The organism is Vibrio limimangrovi, from assembly GCF_054064025.1.
In genome coordinates this window covers 299,119-319,567 of record NZ_JBSUGF010000001.1, presented here as the reverse complement: position 1 = coordinate 319,567, position 20,449 = coordinate 299,119, and the positions used below count along the sequence as shown (strand labels likewise).

Annotated in this window: 13 protein-coding genes; 7 read left to right on the top strand and 6 right to left on the bottom strand. The window is 42.8% G+C overall.

Annotated elements, in window-relative coordinates; translation table 11 throughout:
* Window positions 1–58: 58 nt before the first annotated feature.
* Window positions 59–1,618 (bottom strand): alanine/glycine:cation symporter family protein, encoded by a 1,560-nt coding sequence (locus tag ACWYU8_RS01450; RefSeq protein WP_457516501.1) that lies wholly within the window; start codon window positions 1,616–1,618, stop codon window positions 59–61.
* Window positions 1,619–2,115: 497 nt separating this feature from the next.
* Here ACWYU8_RS01450 and ACWYU8_RS01445 point away from each other — a divergent pair, with 497 nt between their 5' ends.
* Entirely contained in the window at window positions 2,116–3,084 is a 969-nt protein-coding gene (locus ACWYU8_RS01445) for a LysR substrate-binding domain-containing protein (RefSeq protein WP_457516499.1), read from the top strand.
* A gap of 174 nt (window positions 3,085–3,258) precedes the next feature.
* Here the strand turns inward: ACWYU8_RS01445 and ACWYU8_RS01440 are convergent, their stop codons facing one another.
* Together ACWYU8_RS01440 and mmuM are read right to left on the bottom strand one after the other, a co-directional pair.
* The gene (locus ACWYU8_RS01440; RefSeq protein WP_457516497.1) at window positions 3,259–4,080 is read right to left on the bottom strand and encodes a transporter substrate-binding domain-containing protein; all 822 of its coding nucleotides are present in this window, start codon (window positions 4,078–4,080) and stop codon (window positions 3,259–3,261) included.
* Window positions 4,081–4,229: 149 nt separating this feature from the next.
* A complete protein-coding gene (mmuM, locus tag ACWYU8_RS01435) occupies window positions 4,230–5,168 on the bottom strand; it encodes a homocysteine S-methyltransferase (protein WP_457516496.1) in 939 nt (312 codons plus the stop codon).
* Window positions 5,169–6,005: 837 nt separating this feature from the next.
* On the opposite strand from mmuM, the gene ACWYU8_RS01430 reads away from it, so the two are divergent.
* Both ACWYU8_RS01430 and ACWYU8_RS01425 read left to right on the top strand, forming a co-directional pair.
* Window positions 6,006–9,782, top strand: a complete 3,777-nt coding sequence (locus tag ACWYU8_RS01430; RefSeq protein ID WP_457516494.1) for a S8 family serine peptidase — start codon at window positions 6,006–6,008, stop codon at window positions 9,780–9,782.
* An 853-nt stretch (window positions 9,783–10,635) separates the two neighbouring features.
* The gene (locus ACWYU8_RS01425) at window positions 10,636–12,567 is read left to right on the top strand and encodes a TonB-dependent receptor domain-containing protein (RefSeq protein WP_457516493.1); all 1,932 of its coding nucleotides are present in this window, start codon (window positions 10,636–10,638) and stop codon (window positions 12,565–12,567) included.
* Between the two features lie 182 nt (window positions 12,568–12,749).
* Here ACWYU8_RS01425 and mqo read toward each other — a convergent pair whose 3' ends face one another.
* The 3 genes from mqo to ACWYU8_RS01410 form a co-directional block, all read right to left on the bottom strand.
* A complete protein-coding gene (gene mqo, locus ACWYU8_RS01420; RefSeq protein ID WP_457516491.1) occupies window positions 12,750–14,351 on the bottom strand; it encodes a malate dehydrogenase (quinone) in 1,602 nt (533 codons plus the stop codon).
* A gap of 246 nt (window positions 14,352–14,597) precedes the next feature.
* Window positions 14,598–14,912, bottom strand: a complete 315-nt coding sequence (locus ACWYU8_RS01415; RefSeq protein WP_457516489.1) for a hypothetical protein — start codon at window positions 14,910–14,912, stop codon at window positions 14,598–14,600.
* A gap of 331 nt (window positions 14,913–15,243) precedes the next feature.
* Window positions 15,244–16,638, bottom strand: a complete 1,395-nt coding sequence (locus ACWYU8_RS01410) for an amino acid permease (RefSeq protein WP_457516487.1) — start codon at window positions 16,636–16,638, stop codon at window positions 15,244–15,246.
* A 191-nt stretch (window positions 16,639–16,829) separates the two neighbouring features.
* Here ACWYU8_RS01410 and ACWYU8_RS01405 point away from each other — a divergent pair, with 191 nt between their 5' ends.
* The 4 genes from ACWYU8_RS01405 (at window position 16,830) to ACWYU8_RS01390 (ending at window position 20,367) form a co-directional block, all read left to right on the top strand.
* A complete protein-coding gene (locus tag ACWYU8_RS01405) occupies window positions 16,830–17,294 on the top strand; it encodes an Lrp/AsnC family transcriptional regulator (protein WP_457516485.1) in 465 nt (154 codons plus the stop codon).
* Window positions 17,295–17,505: 211 nt separating this feature from the next.
* Window positions 17,506–18,123 carry a YitT family protein gene (locus ACWYU8_RS01400; protein ID WP_457516484.1) on the top strand — a complete coding sequence of 206 codons (618 nt, stop codon included), beginning with the start codon at window positions 17,506–17,508 and terminating at the stop codon, window positions 18,121–18,123.
* A gap of 14 nt (window positions 18,124–18,137) precedes the next feature.
* Complete coding sequence (locus ACWYU8_RS01395; RefSeq protein ID WP_457516482.1) at window positions 18,138–19,331, top strand: amino acid aminotransferase; 1,194 nt, start codon at window positions 18,138–18,140, stop codon at window positions 19,329–19,331.
* Window positions 19,332–19,599: 268 nt separating this feature from the next.
* Window positions 19,600–20,367: a histidine phosphatase family protein gene (locus ACWYU8_RS01390; protein ID WP_457516480.1), complete on the top strand. Its 768-nt coding sequence runs from the start codon at window positions 19,600–19,602 to the stop codon at window positions 20,365–20,367.
* Window positions 20,368–20,449: the final 82 nt, after the last annotated feature.

Genomic DNA, 20,449 nt, shown 5'->3' with positions numbered 1-20,449 from the left:
TAAATACTAAAGCCAACGTAAATAGAGATACGTTGGCCATTAGTAAATGGAATATTAATTATTTTCCGCTTTGTTGTAGTAGTGAACCTTTTTTAATATGACTCTTTTTGTATTCGAATTCGCGACTAGTTTTAGATTTTTCAATATGTGACTTGTTAATTTCTAGCCATATATCCGCATTTTTTATTCCTAAAGCGCGAGGATTAAAGTGGGGCTCTTTACCTGACTCCAACTGGGACATGTAATCGTTGTAGATCTTGATGACTTGCGGAAATAAAAAGATAAGAACAATACCATTTACCCAAATCATTGCCCCAAGTCCAATCTCACTCACCGCCCATGCCATGCCTGCGGTGACGTTGAACCACATGAAGAACATGACACACATTAATATACGTAGTACCCATATCATCTTTTCACGACGACTTTCGCTGATGTTACGAGCTAAATACGCTAATCCAGATTCACCTTCATAGTAGTATGCGATAGTGGTGGAAAAGACGAAGAAAAGTAGAGAGACAGCAACAACAATTCCACCTAACCCCGGTAGCACGGAGTTTACTGCTTCCTGAACCCAGATAACACCAACGCTATTCGCCGCTGCCTGTTCAGCCATCACTTGCGAGCCTTGACCAATATAGATGTAGCCGTCTGTGCCCATAACATTAAAACAATCAGTAATGAGTATTAAAAAGGCAGTACACAAACATACAGCGACATCAATATAGACAGTGAACGCATTAATCATGCCTTGCTCGGCAGGGTGTTTACATTCAGCTGCAGCAGCTGTTGCGGGTGTTTCCCCCATCCCTGCGCCACTAGAATTCACAGCTCGCTTAACGCCATAAACCAATGCACTTCCAAACAAACCACCAAAAGCGGCATCACTTCCAAGTGCACTAGACAAAATGAGCTTTAACGTATCAGGAATAGCATGCAAGTTAGCACCTAAGACGACTAATGTGATGATGAAATAGAACGCAGCCATGACGGGTACGATAAGCGTTGAAAACTTAGCGATTCGACGAATGCCGCCAGATATCACAAGAAACAATAAGACTGAGACGACGGCACCTGAAATAACGGGGCTGATTCCCATACTGCTTTCAAAGGCCATTCCAATGTTGTTCGCACCAGCACCACTTACAAACAGCGGCACACCAATTAATGCAAGAAGAGCAAATAAAACAGCAACGGGTCTCCAGCCTAAACCACTTTCAATATAGTTGTAAGGTCCGCCACGGTATTGACCATCTTGTCGAACCTTATAGACTTGACCTAAGCTGTTTTCGGCAAAAGCAAGTGCGGAAGTGATCACGGAGGTGATGAGCATCCACAGTACTGCTCCGGGGCCGCCATACATAATAGCAACACATACACCGCCAATATTTCCGACAGCAATACGATAAGCCGCTACAGAGCAAAATGTTTCAAACGGTGATATTCCATCTGAAGATTCGCCTCCACTACGCAATAAGCGAAGCTGTAGCCGGGGTTTGGTTAGTGTTCCAAACCGCATTGCTATCATATAGGCCAGGCTGACAAACAGCAGTAATAAAATAACAGGCATTGCCCAAATAGCGCTGTTTATATTATTTACAAGTGTTTCTATATTCATTGTGTTCTCCTACACATATAGATGTAATTTCCTTATTTGGCGTTCATGAATATCTCTACTTCTTTGTTTGATATAAATTCGTTCTTTAAATTGAATGTTAATTCAATGAATTTTGATTATTCTAATTAAAAGGTTCGCATATAATAAATTATCAAATTTGTTTTATATGAGACCAATGTAACTGCAGAAAGATGGTGATATTCACCAATCCTTTTTAACAGATATATAAGCGAGTTTTTTAAGTTTGTTAGTTAACCTCTTGTTGATGACTTGGTTAACTATGTTAAAGATTTGTTTCTTTGCAGGCGAGAAACATTTAGTTCATATAAAGCATAACTTAAGGTAATCGATTCGGTGGGCATTAGTAATCAACGCAGCGCTAATCATATATGGGAGAACGCTTATTGTGTTGACCTATAAAGCGTTATATGGTCTGTTGAGAAAATGTGAACAAAATTGTTGCTCGATCTTATTGGTGTAAGGAGATACTAGCGGATATGGCAAAACATGTAGAACCAGATAGAATCCTAATGAAAATGCCTTCATTGAGAGCGATAAAATCTTTTGTTGCAGCTGCAAAATATCAAAGTTTTACGTCTGCGGCAGAATCATTGTGTGTCACACAGGCTGCGATAAGCCGTCAAATTAGAGAGTTAGAAGATGCATTAGGCGTAAAGTTATTCAATAGGGTTGGAAGATCCATTGAATTAACTGAAGCAGGGAATATTTTCTATGACGCTGCTTACCTGTCCTTTGTAAATATTGCACAAGTGACCCAACGAATAGAGAATCAAAATGTGCAAAAAAAGGAAGTGACGCTTTGTTGTTCACCCGCATTTGCAACTTGTTGGCTTGCCTTACATCTGCCTAAATTTATGGCTTTGTACCCGGAAATTAATGTCAATATAATTACGACTAACAGTATTCTGAGTTTGGAACCGGATGCCCACCCCGATTTTTTTATCAGTAAATGTTCGACATCTCTGAACGGTTATGCAGCTAGACCGCTTTTTCACGACATTATTTATCCAGTGTGTTCACCGAACTACCTGAAATCTAATCCAGAGATTCATGACCTGGATTTTCTCAACGAATCAATGTTATTAAACTTAAGCCCGTATGGAAGGGCACAGTTGGCCGAGCATGTCGATTGGGATGTCTGGTTTGCCGAAGTACAACAAACATTTCAAGTGAAGAATGGGTATCGATTCGCTTCCAATGATTATAATTTATTGATTAATATGGCCACTCAGGACCAAGGTGTGTGTTTAGGGTGGCATCACTTAGTGTCTAAATTGATTGAAGATGGAAAGTTAGTCCGGGTGGGGGATTTAGAAGCAAGATACAAAGAGAAATGCCACTACCTTGCGTACAACGAGGAAAAATCGAACGATCCTACCTTGATAATTTTCAGAGATTGGATTTTATCAGAATTCAGTCAGGGAGACTTGCCTGTTTCAGTGTAGGTTTTTCTTATCCGACTTATTTTAAGTGTCGTTGGGTAGCGAATTTAGGGCCATCAAATGGCAGCGTTCACATCTGTACGCTGCCATTTTTACATTTGAATAGGGCTGAGACGATAGTTAGGGTGACTCACATGCCCCGCCAGATTGGAATGACTGACGATTTTTTATGATGGGTTACTGTACGCTATCTACCCATTCATCCGATTTGAACCATTTGTCGTGGATACGCTGATAGGTTCCATCACCTTTTATTTGGCGAAGAAAGTTGTTTAAGAAGTTAAGGAAATCTGGATCTCCCTGACGAACAGCCCAACCTAGCGGTTCAAATGTAAAGCTTGTGTCGAGGTGAACCACTTTATCCTTGTGTTGCGCTTCATACATGGCGTTATAAGGAAAGTCATAGACAAAAGCATCAGCCTGACCATTTGCAATTTGTAGTACGGCATCGGCAGATGTGTCATAAAGGTCGATTTTCGCGCCTGACAAATACTTTTTAGCCGCTTCTGCACCCGTTGTACCCATTTGCGTAGCGATGACATACTGTTGATTGTTCAGGTCACGGAACGAATGAATTTTGTCAGCAAGCTTGGGAGAAATAAGGATTGTTTGTCCAACTTCTATGTATGGATCTGCGAAATTAACACTTAAATTTCGTTCAGGCGTAATGGTCATGCCGCCGATAAAATCACATTTGCCTGTCTTTAAAGCAGGAACAATGCCGTCCCATGCGGTATTCACAGGCACAAATTTCACGTTGATTGCGCGTGCCATCTGTTTAGCCAAATCAATATCAAATCCAACATAGCGACCATTTTTGTCCGTCATTTCGAACGGAATATAGCCGGATTCAAAGCAGAATTTGAGTTCTCCTGAACTTAATATTCCATTCAGTGCCGATTCAGCGGCAGTAGCATTGGTAGAGCAAAAGAGAGTGAAAATAGCAATTGAGGAGGTCAATACCCCACGAACTTGTTGTTTTAACGGCTTTAACTTCATTTTATACATCCACATATTTTAATTTTTATTGTTCAATGGGTTACGCAAATATTTCGCTCATGAAACGAGACTTTCAGATTTGTATCATTCATGTGACTAAACTCTACTTGCGTAAACGCCAGAGAATTACTCCAGGGGCGAAGTGTTTGTCATTCTACGCTTGAGAAAATCTGTTTTATTTCAGTCGGCGTTGTACCGCAGCATCCACCGATAATTCGAGCGCCAAGATTTTTCCATTGTTGAGCGTAAGAGAGGTAACTTGTCGAGCCGTTTTTATCGTGGTCACACCAGGTCTTGCTGTTTGGATCGTAACTATTCCCCAGGTTTCCATAGACAACGATTGGTTTATTGGTTTCTGTGTTGATTTTCTCAATCAGTCCACCAACAAATTGTGGGGCAGTACAGTTGATACCGACAGCAACGACACAATCAAATGCTTCTAGAGCGCGAATACACTCGGAGATATCTTGCCCATTAGATATCTGTGATTCGCTTTTAGCACTGAAAGTAATCCAGCATTTTGCATTGAGCTCCTGGACAATCTCTGCAATGACCATGGCTTCATCTAAACGTGGAATGGTCTCCGCAGCGATGAGATCTACGCCTTGGTTCCAGAGAATTTCAATTCGTTCTTGATGAAATTGACGTAATTCTTCCTTAGACAGGTGGTAATCACCACGGTACTCGGAACCATCAGCGAGGAACGCACCATAAGGACCAATTGATGCAGCTGCAATCGGGTATCGTCTATTTTCTGCTTTTCCTTCTTGCTCCCACCACGCATCTCTCGCTTCTAAGAGCAGAGTGGCGGAGGTTCTAATCAGATCTACGGCTTCTGCTTTGGTCAGTCCTTTCTTCGTGTAGCCTTCTATCGTGGCTTGATAGCTTACCGTGACACCGAAGTCCGCACCTGCCTGGAAATAATCGCGGTGCAATTGTTTTATTAATTCTGGGTTGTCTTTGAGTATTTTTGCAGTCCAAAGATCGTCGTTAAGATCACAACCCATCGACTCGAGGTGTGTACCTGCAGCACCATCAGTAATCAGTAACTGAGACTTTGTAAGAATTGTAGTGAGATCTTGTCTCATGGTTTTTCCTTATGTGAATAACTCACAGAGTGTTTTAATTATTGTTTTATCAGTGTTGAATTGCGTCATCAAAACCAAATGATGGCTTCAGTGCTTTTCAATACCCTGAAGTTACTCATAAGTTGTTACATTAGTAAAGCCACGGACACGGAAATACCCGATTACTTAAAGTGGTTGTTTGCCATCTGACGAGTCATTCCAATGCTACCGAAAATATTCTCTATGATGCTATGTGTACTGTTTAATATATCAGGGTGAATATTCAAGCTTTAATTAATTTCAACATGAGTTCTCCGATTAAATAACCGAGTTAGAAACCGTGCTAATGAAGTTGAGGTTTTGTTTTGGACGTTCTATAGATTGGGTTGCGTTTAAAACGATATTTATTAATTTTTCATAATAAATTACATTTGATATGTTGATCTTTGTTCAGATATTTTCTGAGTGAAAGGGTTATATTTAGTAAGTTTATTATGCACTAATAATTATATGGAATGGAAATTTCCAATCTCAACGGATATTATTTTTAATATTGTTTAATATATAAAAATTATAAATTTCAATAGGTTAGTGTATATGTTATTACGAATTACAATTTAATCTACTGAGTGCCCCAAATATTTTTCAAACGCTCATAAATTAACCACACTTTCGTGCCTTACGTGATAAAGTCTTACATTCCATTTACCTAAAATACGTAATATGTTAATAATTTTCGCCTCATTTGTAGGGGTTTTAAGTACTGCATTTGAAATAAAAAGGATTTGGTTCGCAGCCGCTAAGGAATAAAGGCAAGCGAACTATTAAAAAGATAAAAATCTGGAAATAAGGAAATTTATGAGTAGTCGCTTTAAGCTCAGCAAGGTTGCTGTGCATTGTTTGGCGTTGTTAGGGGCAAGTATATCACTTAGCGTGCAAGCCGAAACGGAATTGGATGCCATGCAAGGTGGGGCAAAAGGAGTTGAATTCACCCTTATTACTGGCGACAAAGTCAGTGCAGTTGTGAATAACACTGGTGAGCTCGGTGGCATTCGTATGCTGAATAAAGAGGGGGTGGAAATTGTTACGTCTGTGTTCAAGCGCGGTAACGATACTTACGTAGTGCCAGCGAAGGCACAACCTTTTGTTGATTCACACGCTATTGACTTAGAGTTGTTTAATATCAATAAGCTATATAAGTCAAATTATGATGATGCGAGCACAGACAATCTTCCGGTAATTATCGAATACTCTGCGGGAACGCTTGCAGGAGCGGCCGCACCGACTGTTATTGAGGGGACTTCATTAACCAGTGAAATCGAATTAATCGACAGCGCAGTATTTGGAATTGCAAAAGACAAAGCCGCCGATGTGTGGGAAAGCCTGACACAGGACGGACGTATCGAAGGGGTTTGGCTGGATGCGGTGATCTACGGTCACAAACAAGCTGCTGGCACCATGTTGACACCGACTGTGCCTTTAACGGGCGCGTTGGGTACCGCAGCCAGTGCGTTTAATGGTGAAGGTGTAACAGTCGCGGTATTGGATACTGGCTACGATGTTGAGCACAGTGACTTACAGGGTCAGGTTATTGGCTCAAAAGACTTTTCGTTTTCTTCTAACGGTGTAGATGATTTAAATGGCCACGGTACCCACACGGCTTCTACCATTGCTGGTACGGGCGCAGAATCGAATGGGTATTGGGCTGGTATGGCACCGGGCGCTGATCTTCTGATCGGTAAAGTACTGAGCAACAGCGGTGGCGGCAGTACCTCTGGTATTATTAATGGCATGATCTGGGCGGTGGAAAATGGCGCAGATATCGTCAATATGTCACTGGGCGGCTCAGCAACTGCCTGTGAAGGGCCAATGGTTGATGTGGTTGAAGCATTTAGGGATCAAACCTTGTTTGTTATCTCAGCCGGTAACAGCTATTCACGTGAAACGGTGGGTTCACCAGGTTGTGCGCCAAGTGCCTTGACTGTGGCTGCGTTGGATCGTGACAACCAGACAGCAGTGTTCTCTTCGCGTGGTCCGTCACCGGATGGTCATTCAGCGAAACCAGATATTGGCTCACAAGGTGTTGATGTCATGGCTGCAGCATCCGGCGGTGTTGGCAGCAATGCGTATCGGTCTTTGTCGGGTACATCAATGTCGGCCCCTCACGTTGCGGGCGGTGCAGCGATTGTATTGCAGGCGCGTCCTGAGCTTTCTCCTGTCCAATTAAAACGCGTTCTGACTTCTTCAGTCTTTGACAATGATGTTCATGTACTTGAGCAAGGTGCAGGCCCGATGGATGTCAATCGCGCAATTACTCAGCCCGTGATTGCTGCGCCAAACACAGAGCTCGGCCGCTTTGTTGATGTGGCATCAGCTGTCAGTGTCGAAGCGTATGTGACGCTGACTAACATCAGCGATAACGATGTAACTTACAAACTGAGCATGGATCTGATTGGCGAAGACGGTAAAACCCAACTTCCAGCGACTCTGGCTGGTTTAGGGATTAAATCAGTGACAGTGCCTGCGAATGGTTCAGTGGATGTTCCTGTATGGATTGAACCACAAGTGGCGTTGCGCGATGGTGCGTACGGCGCGATTACCGGGCGTATTAAAGGTGTGAGTACCGGACAGTCAGATGAGCAGATAACTGTACCAGTCTCGTTCTGGGTTCAGCCTCCGGAAGTGGAACTGACATTAAATGCGTACGATAATCGCGGTAAGCCAGCAACCAGCATCTCTAAAGCTTATATTATCAGTGAAGAAGATGATTGGGGGCATGCACTTTCCTTTACCAATGGTCAAGCCAGTATCAGCCTGCCACAGGGTAACTACAGCGTTATTTCACACATTGTAACTTACGACAATGACTCTGATTTTGGTGGATTGCCTGAGTCTGCTGCACAGATGGCATACCTTGATCACAAAGTTACTTCAGACACGGTACTTACTTTTGATGCAGGTATGGCAGAAAAAGTGGAATTTAAAGCAGATAAGCCAATTGATACCCAAGGCTTCTCGTTTGGTTTCACTTACGCCTTGGACGACAACAAAGTAGCGAAGCTTGCTGCGATTGATATGATGCCGGATTATGTGGAAAACATGTATCTGTGGTCACAAGGTCACGACGACCGTTTCCGTTCATTTGTGTCTACTCATGCAACGGCACCAGAAGCAGTACTAACCATGGAAAATGGCCAGCAGCTACATGCTGTTGCACAAGGACTTACCGTGGGTTTTGATGGAGAAGGAAGCGCTGAGGTGGTACCTGTTGGTGACGCAGCTTATAACACTGATTGGAGCCAGTTTGATTTGGCCGGTAAAATTGCGTTGATCCAAAACCCTTACTATGCCACGAACTACATGGTGAAAAGTGCAATGAATCAAGGCGCAATTGGCGTGCTTTTCTATCTTCCTGGCACTCATGGTCGTTATAAAACGGCCTTTACTGGAGTTCCGACTAAGCCAGTCGCTGGTTTAAGTGCGGAAGAAGGTGAAATGCTGTTTGCAGAAATCCAAAATGGTCGCAACAAGGTTAGCTGGTCGGGTACAGCGGTTGACAAAACACCTTATACCTACCAGTTACATCACATCACTGATGGTCACAACAAAGGTGGCTTAATTCGCGTACATGACAAAGACATGTATCACATCAGTGCAGCTTATCACGCACAAGGTGGTGAGGTTCCTGTGTTCCGTGACATGATGGCGCAAACCAATAGTACCGGTGAATTCTATTCAACGGGGAGTCCACAAATGTTAATTGCGCCGGTTGTACGTGATGAATACTACACCGCAACCAGCAAAAATACCTGGACTAACATTGTCATGCAGGGCAGCCGTATTCAATCGGATGGTGCTTACTTTGATGGCCCACGTATTATGTCTGCTGGTGAAAAAGAAGAGACAACCTGGTTGAAAGGGCCAAAAGGCGCGAGCTTGAATTCCAGCTCTTATTCCATTGGTTACCGTGATACGAATTTGATCAGATGGAACTTCCCACAATTTGGTGATTCATCAGGTCACGATGCGATTGCCGGTCATAATGGCAGCTCGGCTTATGGTTTGTGGGTGAATGGTGAGAGTACGTACATGAACTCAGGCACCTTGACCATGCCGGTTGAAAGTGCCGAAGTCCGTCTTGAACTGCGCAACTATAACCGTGGTGTGGCAGAGCGTTCACCGATTGGCGATAAGCTAGGCTCGTTCTATCAGGGGATCTTTACCTTTATGACAGATCAAACTATGCAAGGAGCGCAGCCAATTTTGGTACCGCAAATTGATGTGCCTGTGGATATAAACAACAGCCATGCAGCGGGCGAGCCTGCGAAGGTTGTTCTATCGGGTGCAATGGACAGTAGTGACGATGTCAATCTGGCCGAAGTTACTCTGCAATACGCTTATGGCCAGGAGTGTTTGCTGAGCTATGTTTCTGCCTATTCATACTGCCCGGTTAACAACAAATTGAATGAATCGGATTGGGTCGAAGCGCAAGTGGCTTATGAAGATGGTCAGTGGGTTGCTACCGTGCCAAATGATGCTCAAGCTGGCGAGTTTGTTCACTTACGTGTTTCTATGGTCGAGCAGGGCTCAAGTACGGCACAAGTAACAACCATGCGTGCTTACATGCTGAAATAAAGCTTGTTTATAAAGCCACCTTTGTCACTCCTCACACAGGGTGGCTTTTGACCCGTCCTGAGATGGGTTGACACTTTTTAACTAAAACGCTCGATGTACCTCACATCCGGCGTTTTGTTTTTAAAGCCGTACCATCTGATTATAGATTTCTAAAGATTCTGCAACTATCTTCCTCGTTTCTTCCAAGACTTCCGGTTTCCTAAGTAAAAACTCCGCTTTGAGTATCCCATTAATCCCCCTCTATTGATGCATAAGGCCTTCTGCTACTAAGAACTTCAGTTTAGGTGTACCTACCTATGCGTGGTTGCTTCATTCTGACTTCACGGACAAGCCCAAAAGCAGCATGCTCATGATGCTCAGAAACGAGATTGAGTCTGGCGCTGCTACGAGATTTTTATGCTAACTGACAAAACCTAATGATGGCCAAGCCTGCAATGGTTTTCTCTTGGGCAATGCGTCTTTGTGCTTTTTGTTACATCACTCATGCTCTACATCCTTCATGCTAATGAGATTTCGGTCACACTTTCTTATCTGTAAACAAATAATTATTTACCTGACCAACAGAACACAAGTGATAATCAATATCATTGTGATTTGCGTTATATAATTAATCAAATTTACAATGCTGCACCGAAGAACCTCAATATCTATTTGAATGTAGGAACCTTCGAAAGTGCGGGGGAGATAGCATCCTTGATACCAACCACCTTTTATTTAAAGAACTAAAAAACAAAGGTTAGTCCGTTGTTTTTCAACAAGTATCTGGTGGACGCGATTACTTCGCTTGGCGAGTAATGCTGGCTCACGGATTAATACATCTATTGAAAAACAAAGAAAAAGGAAGTTACAACCAATGAAATTGACCGTATTGAGTGTTGCAGTGGCTACAACGTTTATTTCGGGAACGGTATTTGCGGAGACTGACCAAACTGGCAATACCGAGGTAATGGTCGTTACCGCAACGAAAAACCAAACGTCTGTTCGCGATGCACCAGCGTCAATCACTGTGATAGACAACGAGACTCTGAATCGTACACCTGCTAACGATGTTGCTAGCGTGCTTGAAACGGTGCCAGGGCTACAAGTGGTTCGTACTTCCGGAAGTGAACCCTATATCACAATTCGCGGCCTGAAGAACAACAACTCTGCTCGTGATAACTACACCTTGATGCTTATCAATGGCCGTAGAATAACCTCCGCGGAGACAATGGTCCGTGGTGCAACTTTTGATTTTTCAAGTATTCCGATGAGTGCGATTGACCATATCGAAGTCATTCGTGGTCCAATGTCTTCACTATATGGTAGTGATGCGCTTGGTGGTGTTGTAAACGTTATCCTAAAACAGCCAACCGATGATACTCAGGTGAATGCGAGCTTAAGTTTTTCTCAACCTGAAAACGGTGGTGGCGCGATGGAAAAAGGTAACATTTTTGTCAGTGGCGCTGCTATACCGGATAAATTGTTGTACACCGTCACTGCAGAGTATAGCCATCAAGCTGATTGGTTCCCGGATGATGTCAACAGTGGAAACACCTTTTCTGGAAATGCGGAAGAAGAAAGAAGTGGACTACATACGTCATTGAACTGGTTAGTTAATGACGCGAATACTGTTCTATTCGATGCTGGTTATATGAAAGATGACCGTACATTTCCTGATGCCGACAAAGATGATAGCAGTGACGATGATATCACCAACAGTGAAAAGTATACGTTTGGTGTAGGACATCAAGGTTTATGGGATTGGGGTGATAGTGATGTTTATTATCTATATGAACACGCTGAAATTTATGATGATAACTCTCACCCATTATTGGGAGTGACCAATTCAAAGCAACAGAATCATTCACTAGACGGCAAACTAACCTTAACCACTTTTGATAGTCAGGTGATCACCACTGGGATTAATGCGACAACCACTTCGGTCGACATTGATCAAAACTATGACGGCAAACAAACGACTGGGCAGCAGGCCATTTTTCTTCAAGACCAGATCAACCTGACAGAAACGTTGGCAGCGACACTTAGTGGTAGATTTACTCACCATGACGATTTTGGTAGTGATTTCACGCCGAGAGCCTATTTGGTATATAACCCAACGAACCGTTTCACGGTTAAAGGTGGCTATGCTGAAGGCTTTAAGACTCCAACGATTTATCAATCGTCAGAAGACTTTTCTCTCGTGAGCTGTGGTGGTTCTTGTTACCTGACAGGGAACCCAGATCTGAAAGCTGAAACGTCTAAGACCTACGAGCTGGCTTCTAGCTATAATGCAGATCATTGGTTTGTCCAGGCTACCGTTTTCTACAATGAAATTTCCAACATGATCGACCGTGACACCTCTACGCGAGCATCTGGATGGATTACCTATCAAAATATTGATGAAGCTGAATCGAAAGGGGTTGAGCTAGAAGGTCAATTGGATATTCTCGAAAATATCGATTTGACTGCTAACGCGACATACACTAATGCGAAAGACAAAAGTGATGATACTAGTCTGGAGAATGTACCTCGCTGGTTATCAAATATTTCTTTGAACTGGTATGCAACCGATAGATTATCTCTCTACACCTCTGCTAACTACACAGGAAAGCAATGGGATGGAGATACTTGGCTTGATCCTTATGTCATAGCAAATCTTGGTGGTAGCTATGAATTCAATAGCAATTGGACTGTTAAAGCCGGTGTAACCAACTTCTTGGATGAGAACTTAGAATCTGATGAGCAGGATTACTCAGAAAACGTGGTCGGCCGCACTTACTTTGTCACACTCGACATGTCATTTTAATCCTCACAAATTTTGACTAAGGCTCATTCAGTCAGAGCCAATCAAAGCAGAAGGAGGTAGCAGCCTCCTTCTTTATTGTGCAAAGAAAATTCTCATGCGAGTTTGGTGTTCAAACACGATTATAGATTTTCATTATGAAAGCCAAACAAAATAGCGGGATATAGCGGTGGAACCGCAGGGAGTTAAGCCCTGTAGGCAAAAACCGGTTCGTTTTGCTCTACTATACTCTCTCTGCTTGAGCGAACTTCGAGTAAATCCTGCTCTAAGTGCAGTACTTCACTCGTTTTACGTAAAATCTCTTGATTCAATTGAGGATGTTCGATTAAAGACAAACCATATGATGGGACCATTTCTTTAATCTTATGCTTCCATTTATCCGAAGCCATCTGGTGACTAAAACAGCGTTCAAGTAGTTGAAGCATAATCGACGTTGATACAGATGCGCCTGGTGATGCCCCCAACAAGGCGGTGAGACTACCATCTTCTGCATGAACAAGCTCGGATCCGAGGTGTAGTTCACCGCCTTTCCCGTGTACATGCTTTATGATCTGTACGCGCTGACCTGCTTGTACTAAAGACCAATCTTTGATGTCTGCTGACGGGAAAAATTCGCGCAACGCATTCATTCGGTCTTCATTACTCTGTGTTAACTGGCCAAGGAGGTATTTGATAAGATCAAAGCTCTTCATCCCAACTTGTGTCATTGGCAACAGGTTTGATGAGCTTACAGAATTAAACAAGTCTAATAAGGACCCATTTTTCAAGAACTTACTTGAGAAGGTTGCAAAGGGCCCAAATAGAACCACTTCTTTTCCATCTATGACTCGGGTATCCATATGTGGCACCGACATAGGCGGGGCTCCTGCAGGGGCTTTGCCATATACCTTTGCTTTATGGGCTGCAATGATGTCTGGTTTTTCGGTCACTAAGAATTGACCACCAACAGGAAAGCCACCATAGCCTTTGGATTGTTTAATTCCTGATTTTTGCAGCAGAGTAAGCGATGCTCCTCCCGCGCCTATAAATACATATTTGCTATGAACCGTACGCGTTTTGTTATTGCTGAGATCCTTCACTTTTATTTTCCAGCTACCATCAGGTAGGTGTTTCAATGAACGGACTTCGTGTCGCAAGTTGAGTTTGAAGTTTTGATTTTTTCCCAGAGAATCAATCATGTGATGCGTCAGAGCACCAAAGTTTACATCAGTCCCAAAACGTGAACGGGTAGCCGCGACAGGCTGATTTGGATCGCGGTTTTCCATCAATAATGGTGCCCAGGAGTGGATCTGCTTTTTATCTTCGGAATAAATCATGCCATCAAAAAGCGGAAGAGTCCGAAGCAATTTGAAGCGCTTACGCAGAAACTCAATATTGTTTTCGCCAGTGACGAAACTCATATGGGGAACACTTTTGATAAAGCTACCCGGGTTACTAATTGTGCCTTCCTCTACCAGATAGGACCAAAACTGACGAGACTGTTGGAATTGTTCGTAAATATCAACAGCTTTACCTATCGTGACCTGGCCATTTGGCATCTCGGGCGTATAATTTGATTCCGCCAGAGAAGCATGCCCCGTTCCGGCATTATTCCATGCGTTGGAACTTTCTTGAGCTATCTCATCAAGACGCTCAAACATTTCTATTGTCCAGTTGGGCTCTAATTGTTGGATGAATGTACCAAGCGTCCCGCTCATGATACCTCCTCCGATTAAGACAATATCAACCATTTTTTCTCTGTCAGAACTGAGCTGGCTTAATTCATTTATACCAGATACGTTGTTCATTGGGATGTAATCTCTCTCTAAAATAACAAGTAGTTGGAAGTGAGGGATACGTTATTGTCTTTAAAAAGTACTGGGTATTTATTTTTGTTGTTATATACGATTGTTGTTATAGACGATTGTTAACATCGTTTGAATCGATTAGGTTTTACGTCGACGATTGGGCTACGATTTGCTAGCTGGTCGTCAGCGAGTTTCCTTGCCGCAGGTGCTGTACCAAATCTATGCCTGTGAAACCCGTCGCTAAGGTTATTCAGTGTCTCCTGATAGGGCTTCTTCAAATTCTTTACGATAACTACAGCCCATAGATAAGTGATCGAGAATATTAGGGGCATCGACTGTAGCACGTTGGGTCATGATGTCGCCACCATTGTCATGCTTGCGAAATAAAAAATTTGGCGCACTAGCGGTGATGCTAGAGGGTATGTCCGATATTTTTTCGGCTGAAATCTTAAAGTTTTCAGAGGTTCTTAAAGTGTGAATGCCATAATAAGCCTCAGCGGGGATGTCCCAAACTCCGAGCAAGTCTTCTACTTGTCGAGCAGTGCTATTTCCTTTGGTCATATTCTTTACCTAAACATGTAATTGTGTCGTTAGAAGTTACTGTTGAGCTGAGCGTTAATTTTATTGATGGCGGGGATAAAAACTTGCAGAAAACTCGTCATAGCAGAAAAATTGGTAGGTAAGTGGTGATTTGTTCGACCTTTCCGTATCGTTTAGCGAACGAAATTAAACTTAACAAATGGCATCGAGAAAATTTTCATGGTGGTATGAAATGGATTACCTAAACTACCCATTTGCGTTATAGCATTACGTTTCAGCATAGAGAGGAGAAGCTGCTGTTTGCCTCCTATTAGGCACCAGCAGCTTAGTCTTGTTATGTATTCAATTACAATCAGATTGAGGTCTCGGCGGTGACCAACGGCACTTCATCTTTCGCTACATAACGTTTCTTAAACTGATAGGCTACTGCCATGACGACTAGCCAGACAGGTAGAAGATAAACAGATAAACGCATGCCTGGCGTCATGTACATCACCACCAGGATACCGCTTAGAAACACCAGACAAATCCAGTTCGTCATTGGGTAGCCCCAAGATGGGAATAAGGTTTTCTCACGTTGCTTAATCTTGCTCAGTCTGAATTTCATATGAGTCACAGAGATAATTACCCAGTTCAGAACCAGCGCAGAAACTACCAATGCCATCAGGAATCCAAACGCTTCGTGCGGCATGAAGTAGTTCACTACGACACTCATCCCGGTTGAAATAGCAGAAACTGCCAACGCAATAAATGGTACGCCACGCTTGTTCACGTTCAGTAATGCTTGTGGCGCATTCTTTTGTTTTGCCAGACCAAATAGCATACGACTATTTGAATACACGCAGCTGTTATAGACAGACAGAGCAGCAGTTAAGATGATGATATTGAGAATGTTTGCTACCCACTCACTGTTAAGAGCATGGAAGATCATGACGAACGGGCTGCCACCTTCGGCGACTTTCTGCCAAGGATAAAGCGACAAGAGTACAACCAAAGAGCCGATGTAAAAAATCAGAATACGATAGATAACCTGATTGGTTGCTTTTGGAATACTTTTTTCTGGATTTTCCGCCTCAGCGGCAGTGATACCGATAAGCTCCAAGCCACCAAACGAGAACATAATCGCAGCCATAGCCATTGTCAGGCCAGACATACCGTTGGGCATAAAGCCACCCTGATCCCAAAGGTTAGTGATGGATGACTCTGGATTACCGCTATCAGTCGTGAGCAGATAAATACCAAAACCGATCATACAGACAATAGCCGCGACTTTTATCAGAGAGAACCAAAACTCTACCTCACCAAACATTTTTACATTGGTTAGGTTGATCGCATTGATCAGAACAAAGAACACCAGCGCCGAAACCCAGCTAGGAATTTCAGGCCACCAATATTGAACATAGATACCAACTGCCGTTAGTTCTGCCATACCAACAAGAATATACAAAACCCAGTAGTTCCAGCCGGACATGAAACCAGCAAACTCTCCCCAGTAGCGATTAGCAAAATGGCTAAATGTACCTGCGACTGGTTCATCTACGACCATTTCGCCTAGCTGTCGCATGATAAGGAAAGCGATAAAACCTGCTAATGCATAGCCCAACAGAACGGAAGGTCCTGCACTTTGAATCGTCTGAGCGATACCCAGAAACAACCCTGTTCCAATTGCCCCACCAAGCGCAATTAGCTGGATGTGACGATTTTTTAACCCGCGATGTAGATTGTCGGGATTTGAGTGTCCTTTCATAAAATTTCCCACGTTATTCATAACGACTTTGACGGTAAGTAGCCTTACTGGATCTACAGTAAACACACAACTTAACCCGGTAAGGCAATTCCTATGCCAAACAGAAAAGTGGACAATTGAGAATTGAAAAGTAGTAGAGATTTCTGGGAGTTGTTACACTCATGACCAGCTAAAAAGGAGATAAGCGATTCATGGCTAACGAACTGGACGATTTCGACGTAAAAATACTACAGCTATTGCAAGACAATGGTCGCCTTACCAATCAAGAACTTAGTCAACTTGTGGGGTTGTCGGCTTCGCAATGTTCCCGTCGACGTATTACGCTGGAAAACAATAATTTGATACTTGGGTACCATGCCCGTTTGTCACCGCATGCTCTACAGCAAGAAGTGATTGCAATGATAGAAGTTAAACTGCTTAATCATGAAGAAGAGAAGACGAATAAGTTTCTGAATTTTATAGATAAAGAAGTCTCTATCGTTGAGGTATTTAAAACCACAGGTGAAGCAGACTATTTAATAAAATGTTTAGTCTCAGATTTGAATACACTTAACGACTTAATCAACCGCATTTTTACCACCAAACTCATTTCTCATATCAAAACTTCTGTCGTGCTTGAGCGCGTCAAAGAATACGGCACAACCCTCCATTCCTAATAAATTGTTGCACCAAAATGGTTTAGCTCTTTGCACATTTGGTGCAATAAATCTCTATTGCATGCACGATAAAATCATTATTAAGTTTTTAATTGCACAATGTGTTCGTTGTGTTATTAATAATGCACAAAATTCGCATGTAAATTTGCGAAGTGAGTCATCCAGCGATAGGTCTATTGCTGGAAAAAGTGTTAGTTAAGGGATTAAGAAAATGTCAGAGGCGACGATGACGAACACAGACCATAAATGGTTTGAAGACGTGTTCGCACTTTTAATGGGAACAAGCTTGGTTTCATTTGGGGTGCTGTTTTTAAAGCAAGTGGGTATGGTAACTGGTGGTACAGCCGGTTTATCACTTTTCCTCAGTTATAACTTCCATATGGAATTTGGCACCATATTCTTTCTGGTCAACCTGCCGTTTTACTATTTGGCGATCCGTCGGATGGGTTGGATGTTCTGTTTGAAGACCTTTACTGCAGTAGGTTTGGTTTCGTTTATTACCAATACTCAATCCCATTTTGTCCAACTCAGCGATGTACATCCACTCTATGGCGCTGTTTTTGGTGGTTTTCTATTCGGAACCGGTTTTATCATTTTATTCCGTCACAAAGCCAGTCTTGGTGGCTTCAATATCTTGGCTTTATACCTTCAAGATAAAATTGGTTTACGAGCGGGTTGGTTCTTGATGGGCGTAGACATAACAATTATGTTAGTGTCTCTGTCCGTTGTCGGTTATGTCGAACTGGCTCTATCAATATTATGTGGTGTTATATTGAACTTTATTATTGGTTTAAATCACCGTGCAGACCGTTATCAAGTTAATAAGTAACAAGGAGAATTTCAGTGCTTAATCATGTAACAGCCTATGCTGGAGACCCTATTCTGTCTCTAATGGAAAAATTTATGGCAGATGAACGTTCTGAAAAAGTGAATCTAAGTATCGGCCTGTACTACGATGAAAATGGCAAAATTCCAACGCTTCCATCAGTTGCGGCATCTCAAAAGCAGTTAGCAGAAGAAGAAAGTCAGCCTTGTATTTACCTGCCAATGGAAGGTCTGGCACCATACCGTGCAGCGGTTCAAGATTTAGTGTTTGGTGAAAATCACCCGGCATTAGAAGAAAAGCGAGTGGCAACGATTCAGTCATTAGGCGGATCTGGCGCGTTGATGATCGGCGCAGATTTCCTACACAACTATTTTCCGAATTCCAAAGTATGGGTAAGTAACCCGACTTGGGAAAACCACAATGCCATTTTTGCTGGCGCTGGGTTTGAAGTAGGTGCGTACCCTTACTTTAATCCTGAAACGAAGATGCTGGATTTTGATGGCATGGTATCAGCGCTAAAAGCTCTGCCAGCACAAAGCATCGTTCTTCTTCATCCTTGCTGTCACAACCCAACGGGCGTTGATCTCACCAACGAGCAATGGGACAAAGTGATCGATGTTGTGAAAGGACAAAAACTGATCCCATTCTTTGATATGGCGTATCAAGGTTATGGTGAAGGTATTGCCCCTGATGCGTACGTTATTCGCAAAATTGCGCTAGAAAAAGAAGTGGTGAGCTTCGTAAGTAACTCATTCTCTAAAACTTTCTCACTTTATGGTGAGCGTGTTGGTGGCTTGTCTGTAGTATGTGGCAACGATGAAGAAGCGTCTCGCGTTCTTGGTCAGTTAAAAGCAACGGTTCGTCGTAACTACTCAAGCCCGGCTAAACACGGTGCAGTCGTCGTTTCGAACGTTCTGAATACGCAAGAGCTTAAGGCTCAGTGGATTGGCGAAGTTGAAGGTATGCGTAGCCGTATTCTGACTATGCGTGAAACCCTGCATGAACAGATAAAAAATCTGTGTCCTGAAAATGACTTTAGCTTCTTAGTTAAGCAAAAAGGCATGTTCAGCTACACCGGTTTCTCTCAGGAAACAGTAGAGAAGCTTCGTGAGGAACACGGTATCTATCTAATCAACAGTGGCCGTATGTGTCTTGCGGGACTAAACGAGCAGAATGTTGAACGAGTAGCGAAAGCATTCGCTGCTGTTTAATGAAGAGCTAACCTCGATTTAAATACACAACGCTAATATACCCAAGCCATCTTTAGATGCTTGGGTATATTTTTATCCACCTACAGCAAAACCTTATATGTGACTTTGCTAAACTTTGTCGTGCAACTATTCAGTTGTTCAGCTCTCTCGTATGAAGCAGTATCAACAAACCTATCAACGTAACGTTTCTGAAGTATATGGGAAACAAATCTGTCATAACTTCCCTATAAATTTCGTGTCTCTTTAATCACAAGGACAGAGAAAAGAAATGATTCGTAAAATCCTATTTTCAGCTGCGGCATGCAGTGCACTAACGTTTAGCCTACCTGCGTCAGCGGAAGTGGAGTACTGGTTTATTCGTCATGCAGAGACTGAAGGGAATATTGGCGTTGCCAATGCTCATAACCCTGATCCAAATTATCTAAACGAGCTAACGGATATTGGACGCCAACAAGCAGCCGTTCTCGCTCAAGGGCTCGTTAACGAACCAATTAAACGTTTATACAGTAGTAATGCTTTGCGCACCATTCAAACTGCATATTACATTACTGCAGAAACTGACCAGCCAGAACCAATCGTTGTTCCTGCAATTCGAGAGTGGGATCCTGCCGTACCAGCAAGTTATTCGCAGGAGGACGTCCTGAATGCTATGTATGACGTGATACCTCAGTGGATCAGCGGTGATACCAGCGCCAAACTATCAGTAAGCGGACCTGAAGGTGAGTCGTTGGAGGATATGTTGTCTCGAACTGTTCCTGGTTATAAAAATATCATCAAAAAGCATGAATGTGATGACGGCATTATCGCTATTGTTTCTCACGGTGCTTCGATCGGCTGGTCAATGCCTTCGTTGGCAGACAATGTGGATCTCACGTTCGCACTCACTCAGGGGTTACACAATACTGGTATCGTTAAGGCAGTACCAAATGGTAATAAACTGACGGTAATTAGTTGGGAAGGGCAAGAGATGGATACCAGCTCACTAGAATCCAAAAAGCCTAAAGAGTGTAGTAAGGACAAAAACCCGAACCATTAATGTAGAAAACAGCTTCAAGATTGCGAGCTCAAGGACACTGAAACGTGTCCTTTTTTATATCATTTTTATTTGAATGCGAAGC

What these genes read in the sequence shown, in the direction of transcription:
- ACWYU8_RS01450 (WP_457516501.1), bottom strand. Translation starts at nt 1,618, where the DNA reads ATGAATATAGAAACACTTGTAAATAATATAAACAGCGCTATTTGGGCA.
- ACWYU8_RS01405 (WP_457516485.1), top strand. Translation starts at nt 16,830, where the DNA reads ATGGCTAACGAACTGGACGATTTCGACGTAAAAATACTACAGCTATTG.
- ACWYU8_RS01415 (WP_457516489.1), bottom strand. Translation starts at nt 14,912, where the DNA reads ATGACCAAAGGAAATAGCACTGCTCGACAAGTAGAAGACTTGCTCGGA.
- mmuM (WP_457516496.1), bottom strand. Translation starts at nt 5,168, where the DNA reads ATGAGACAAGATCTCACTACAATTCTTACAAAGTCTCAGTTACTGATT.
- ACWYU8_RS01400 (WP_457516484.1), top strand. Translation starts at nt 17,506, where the DNA reads ATGTCAGAGGCGACGATGACGAACACAGACCATAAATGGTTTGAAGAC.
- mqo (WP_457516491.1), bottom strand. Translation starts at nt 14,351, where the DNA reads ATGAACAACGTATCTGGTATAAATGAATTAAGCCAGCTCAGTTCTGAC.
- ACWYU8_RS01430 (WP_457516494.1), top strand. Translation starts at nt 6,006, where the DNA reads ATGAGTAGTCGCTTTAAGCTCAGCAAGGTTGCTGTGCATTGTTTGGCG.
- ACWYU8_RS01440 (WP_457516497.1), bottom strand. Translation starts at nt 4,080, where the DNA reads ATGAAGTTAAAGCCGTTAAAACAACAAGTTCGTGGGGTATTGACCTCC.
- ACWYU8_RS01410 (WP_457516487.1), bottom strand. Translation starts at nt 16,638, where the DNA reads ATGAAAGGACACTCAAATCCCGACAATCTACATCGCGGGTTAAAAAAT.
- ACWYU8_RS01390 (WP_457516480.1), top strand. Translation starts at nt 19,600, where the DNA reads ATGATTCGTAAAATCCTATTTTCAGCTGCGGCATGCAGTGCACTAACG.
- ACWYU8_RS01445 (WP_457516499.1), top strand. Translation starts at nt 2,116, where the DNA reads ATGGCAAAACATGTAGAACCAGATAGAATCCTAATGAAAATGCCTTCA.
- ACWYU8_RS01425 (WP_457516493.1), top strand. Translation starts at nt 10,636, where the DNA reads ATGAAATTGACCGTATTGAGTGTTGCAGTGGCTACAACGTTTATTTCG.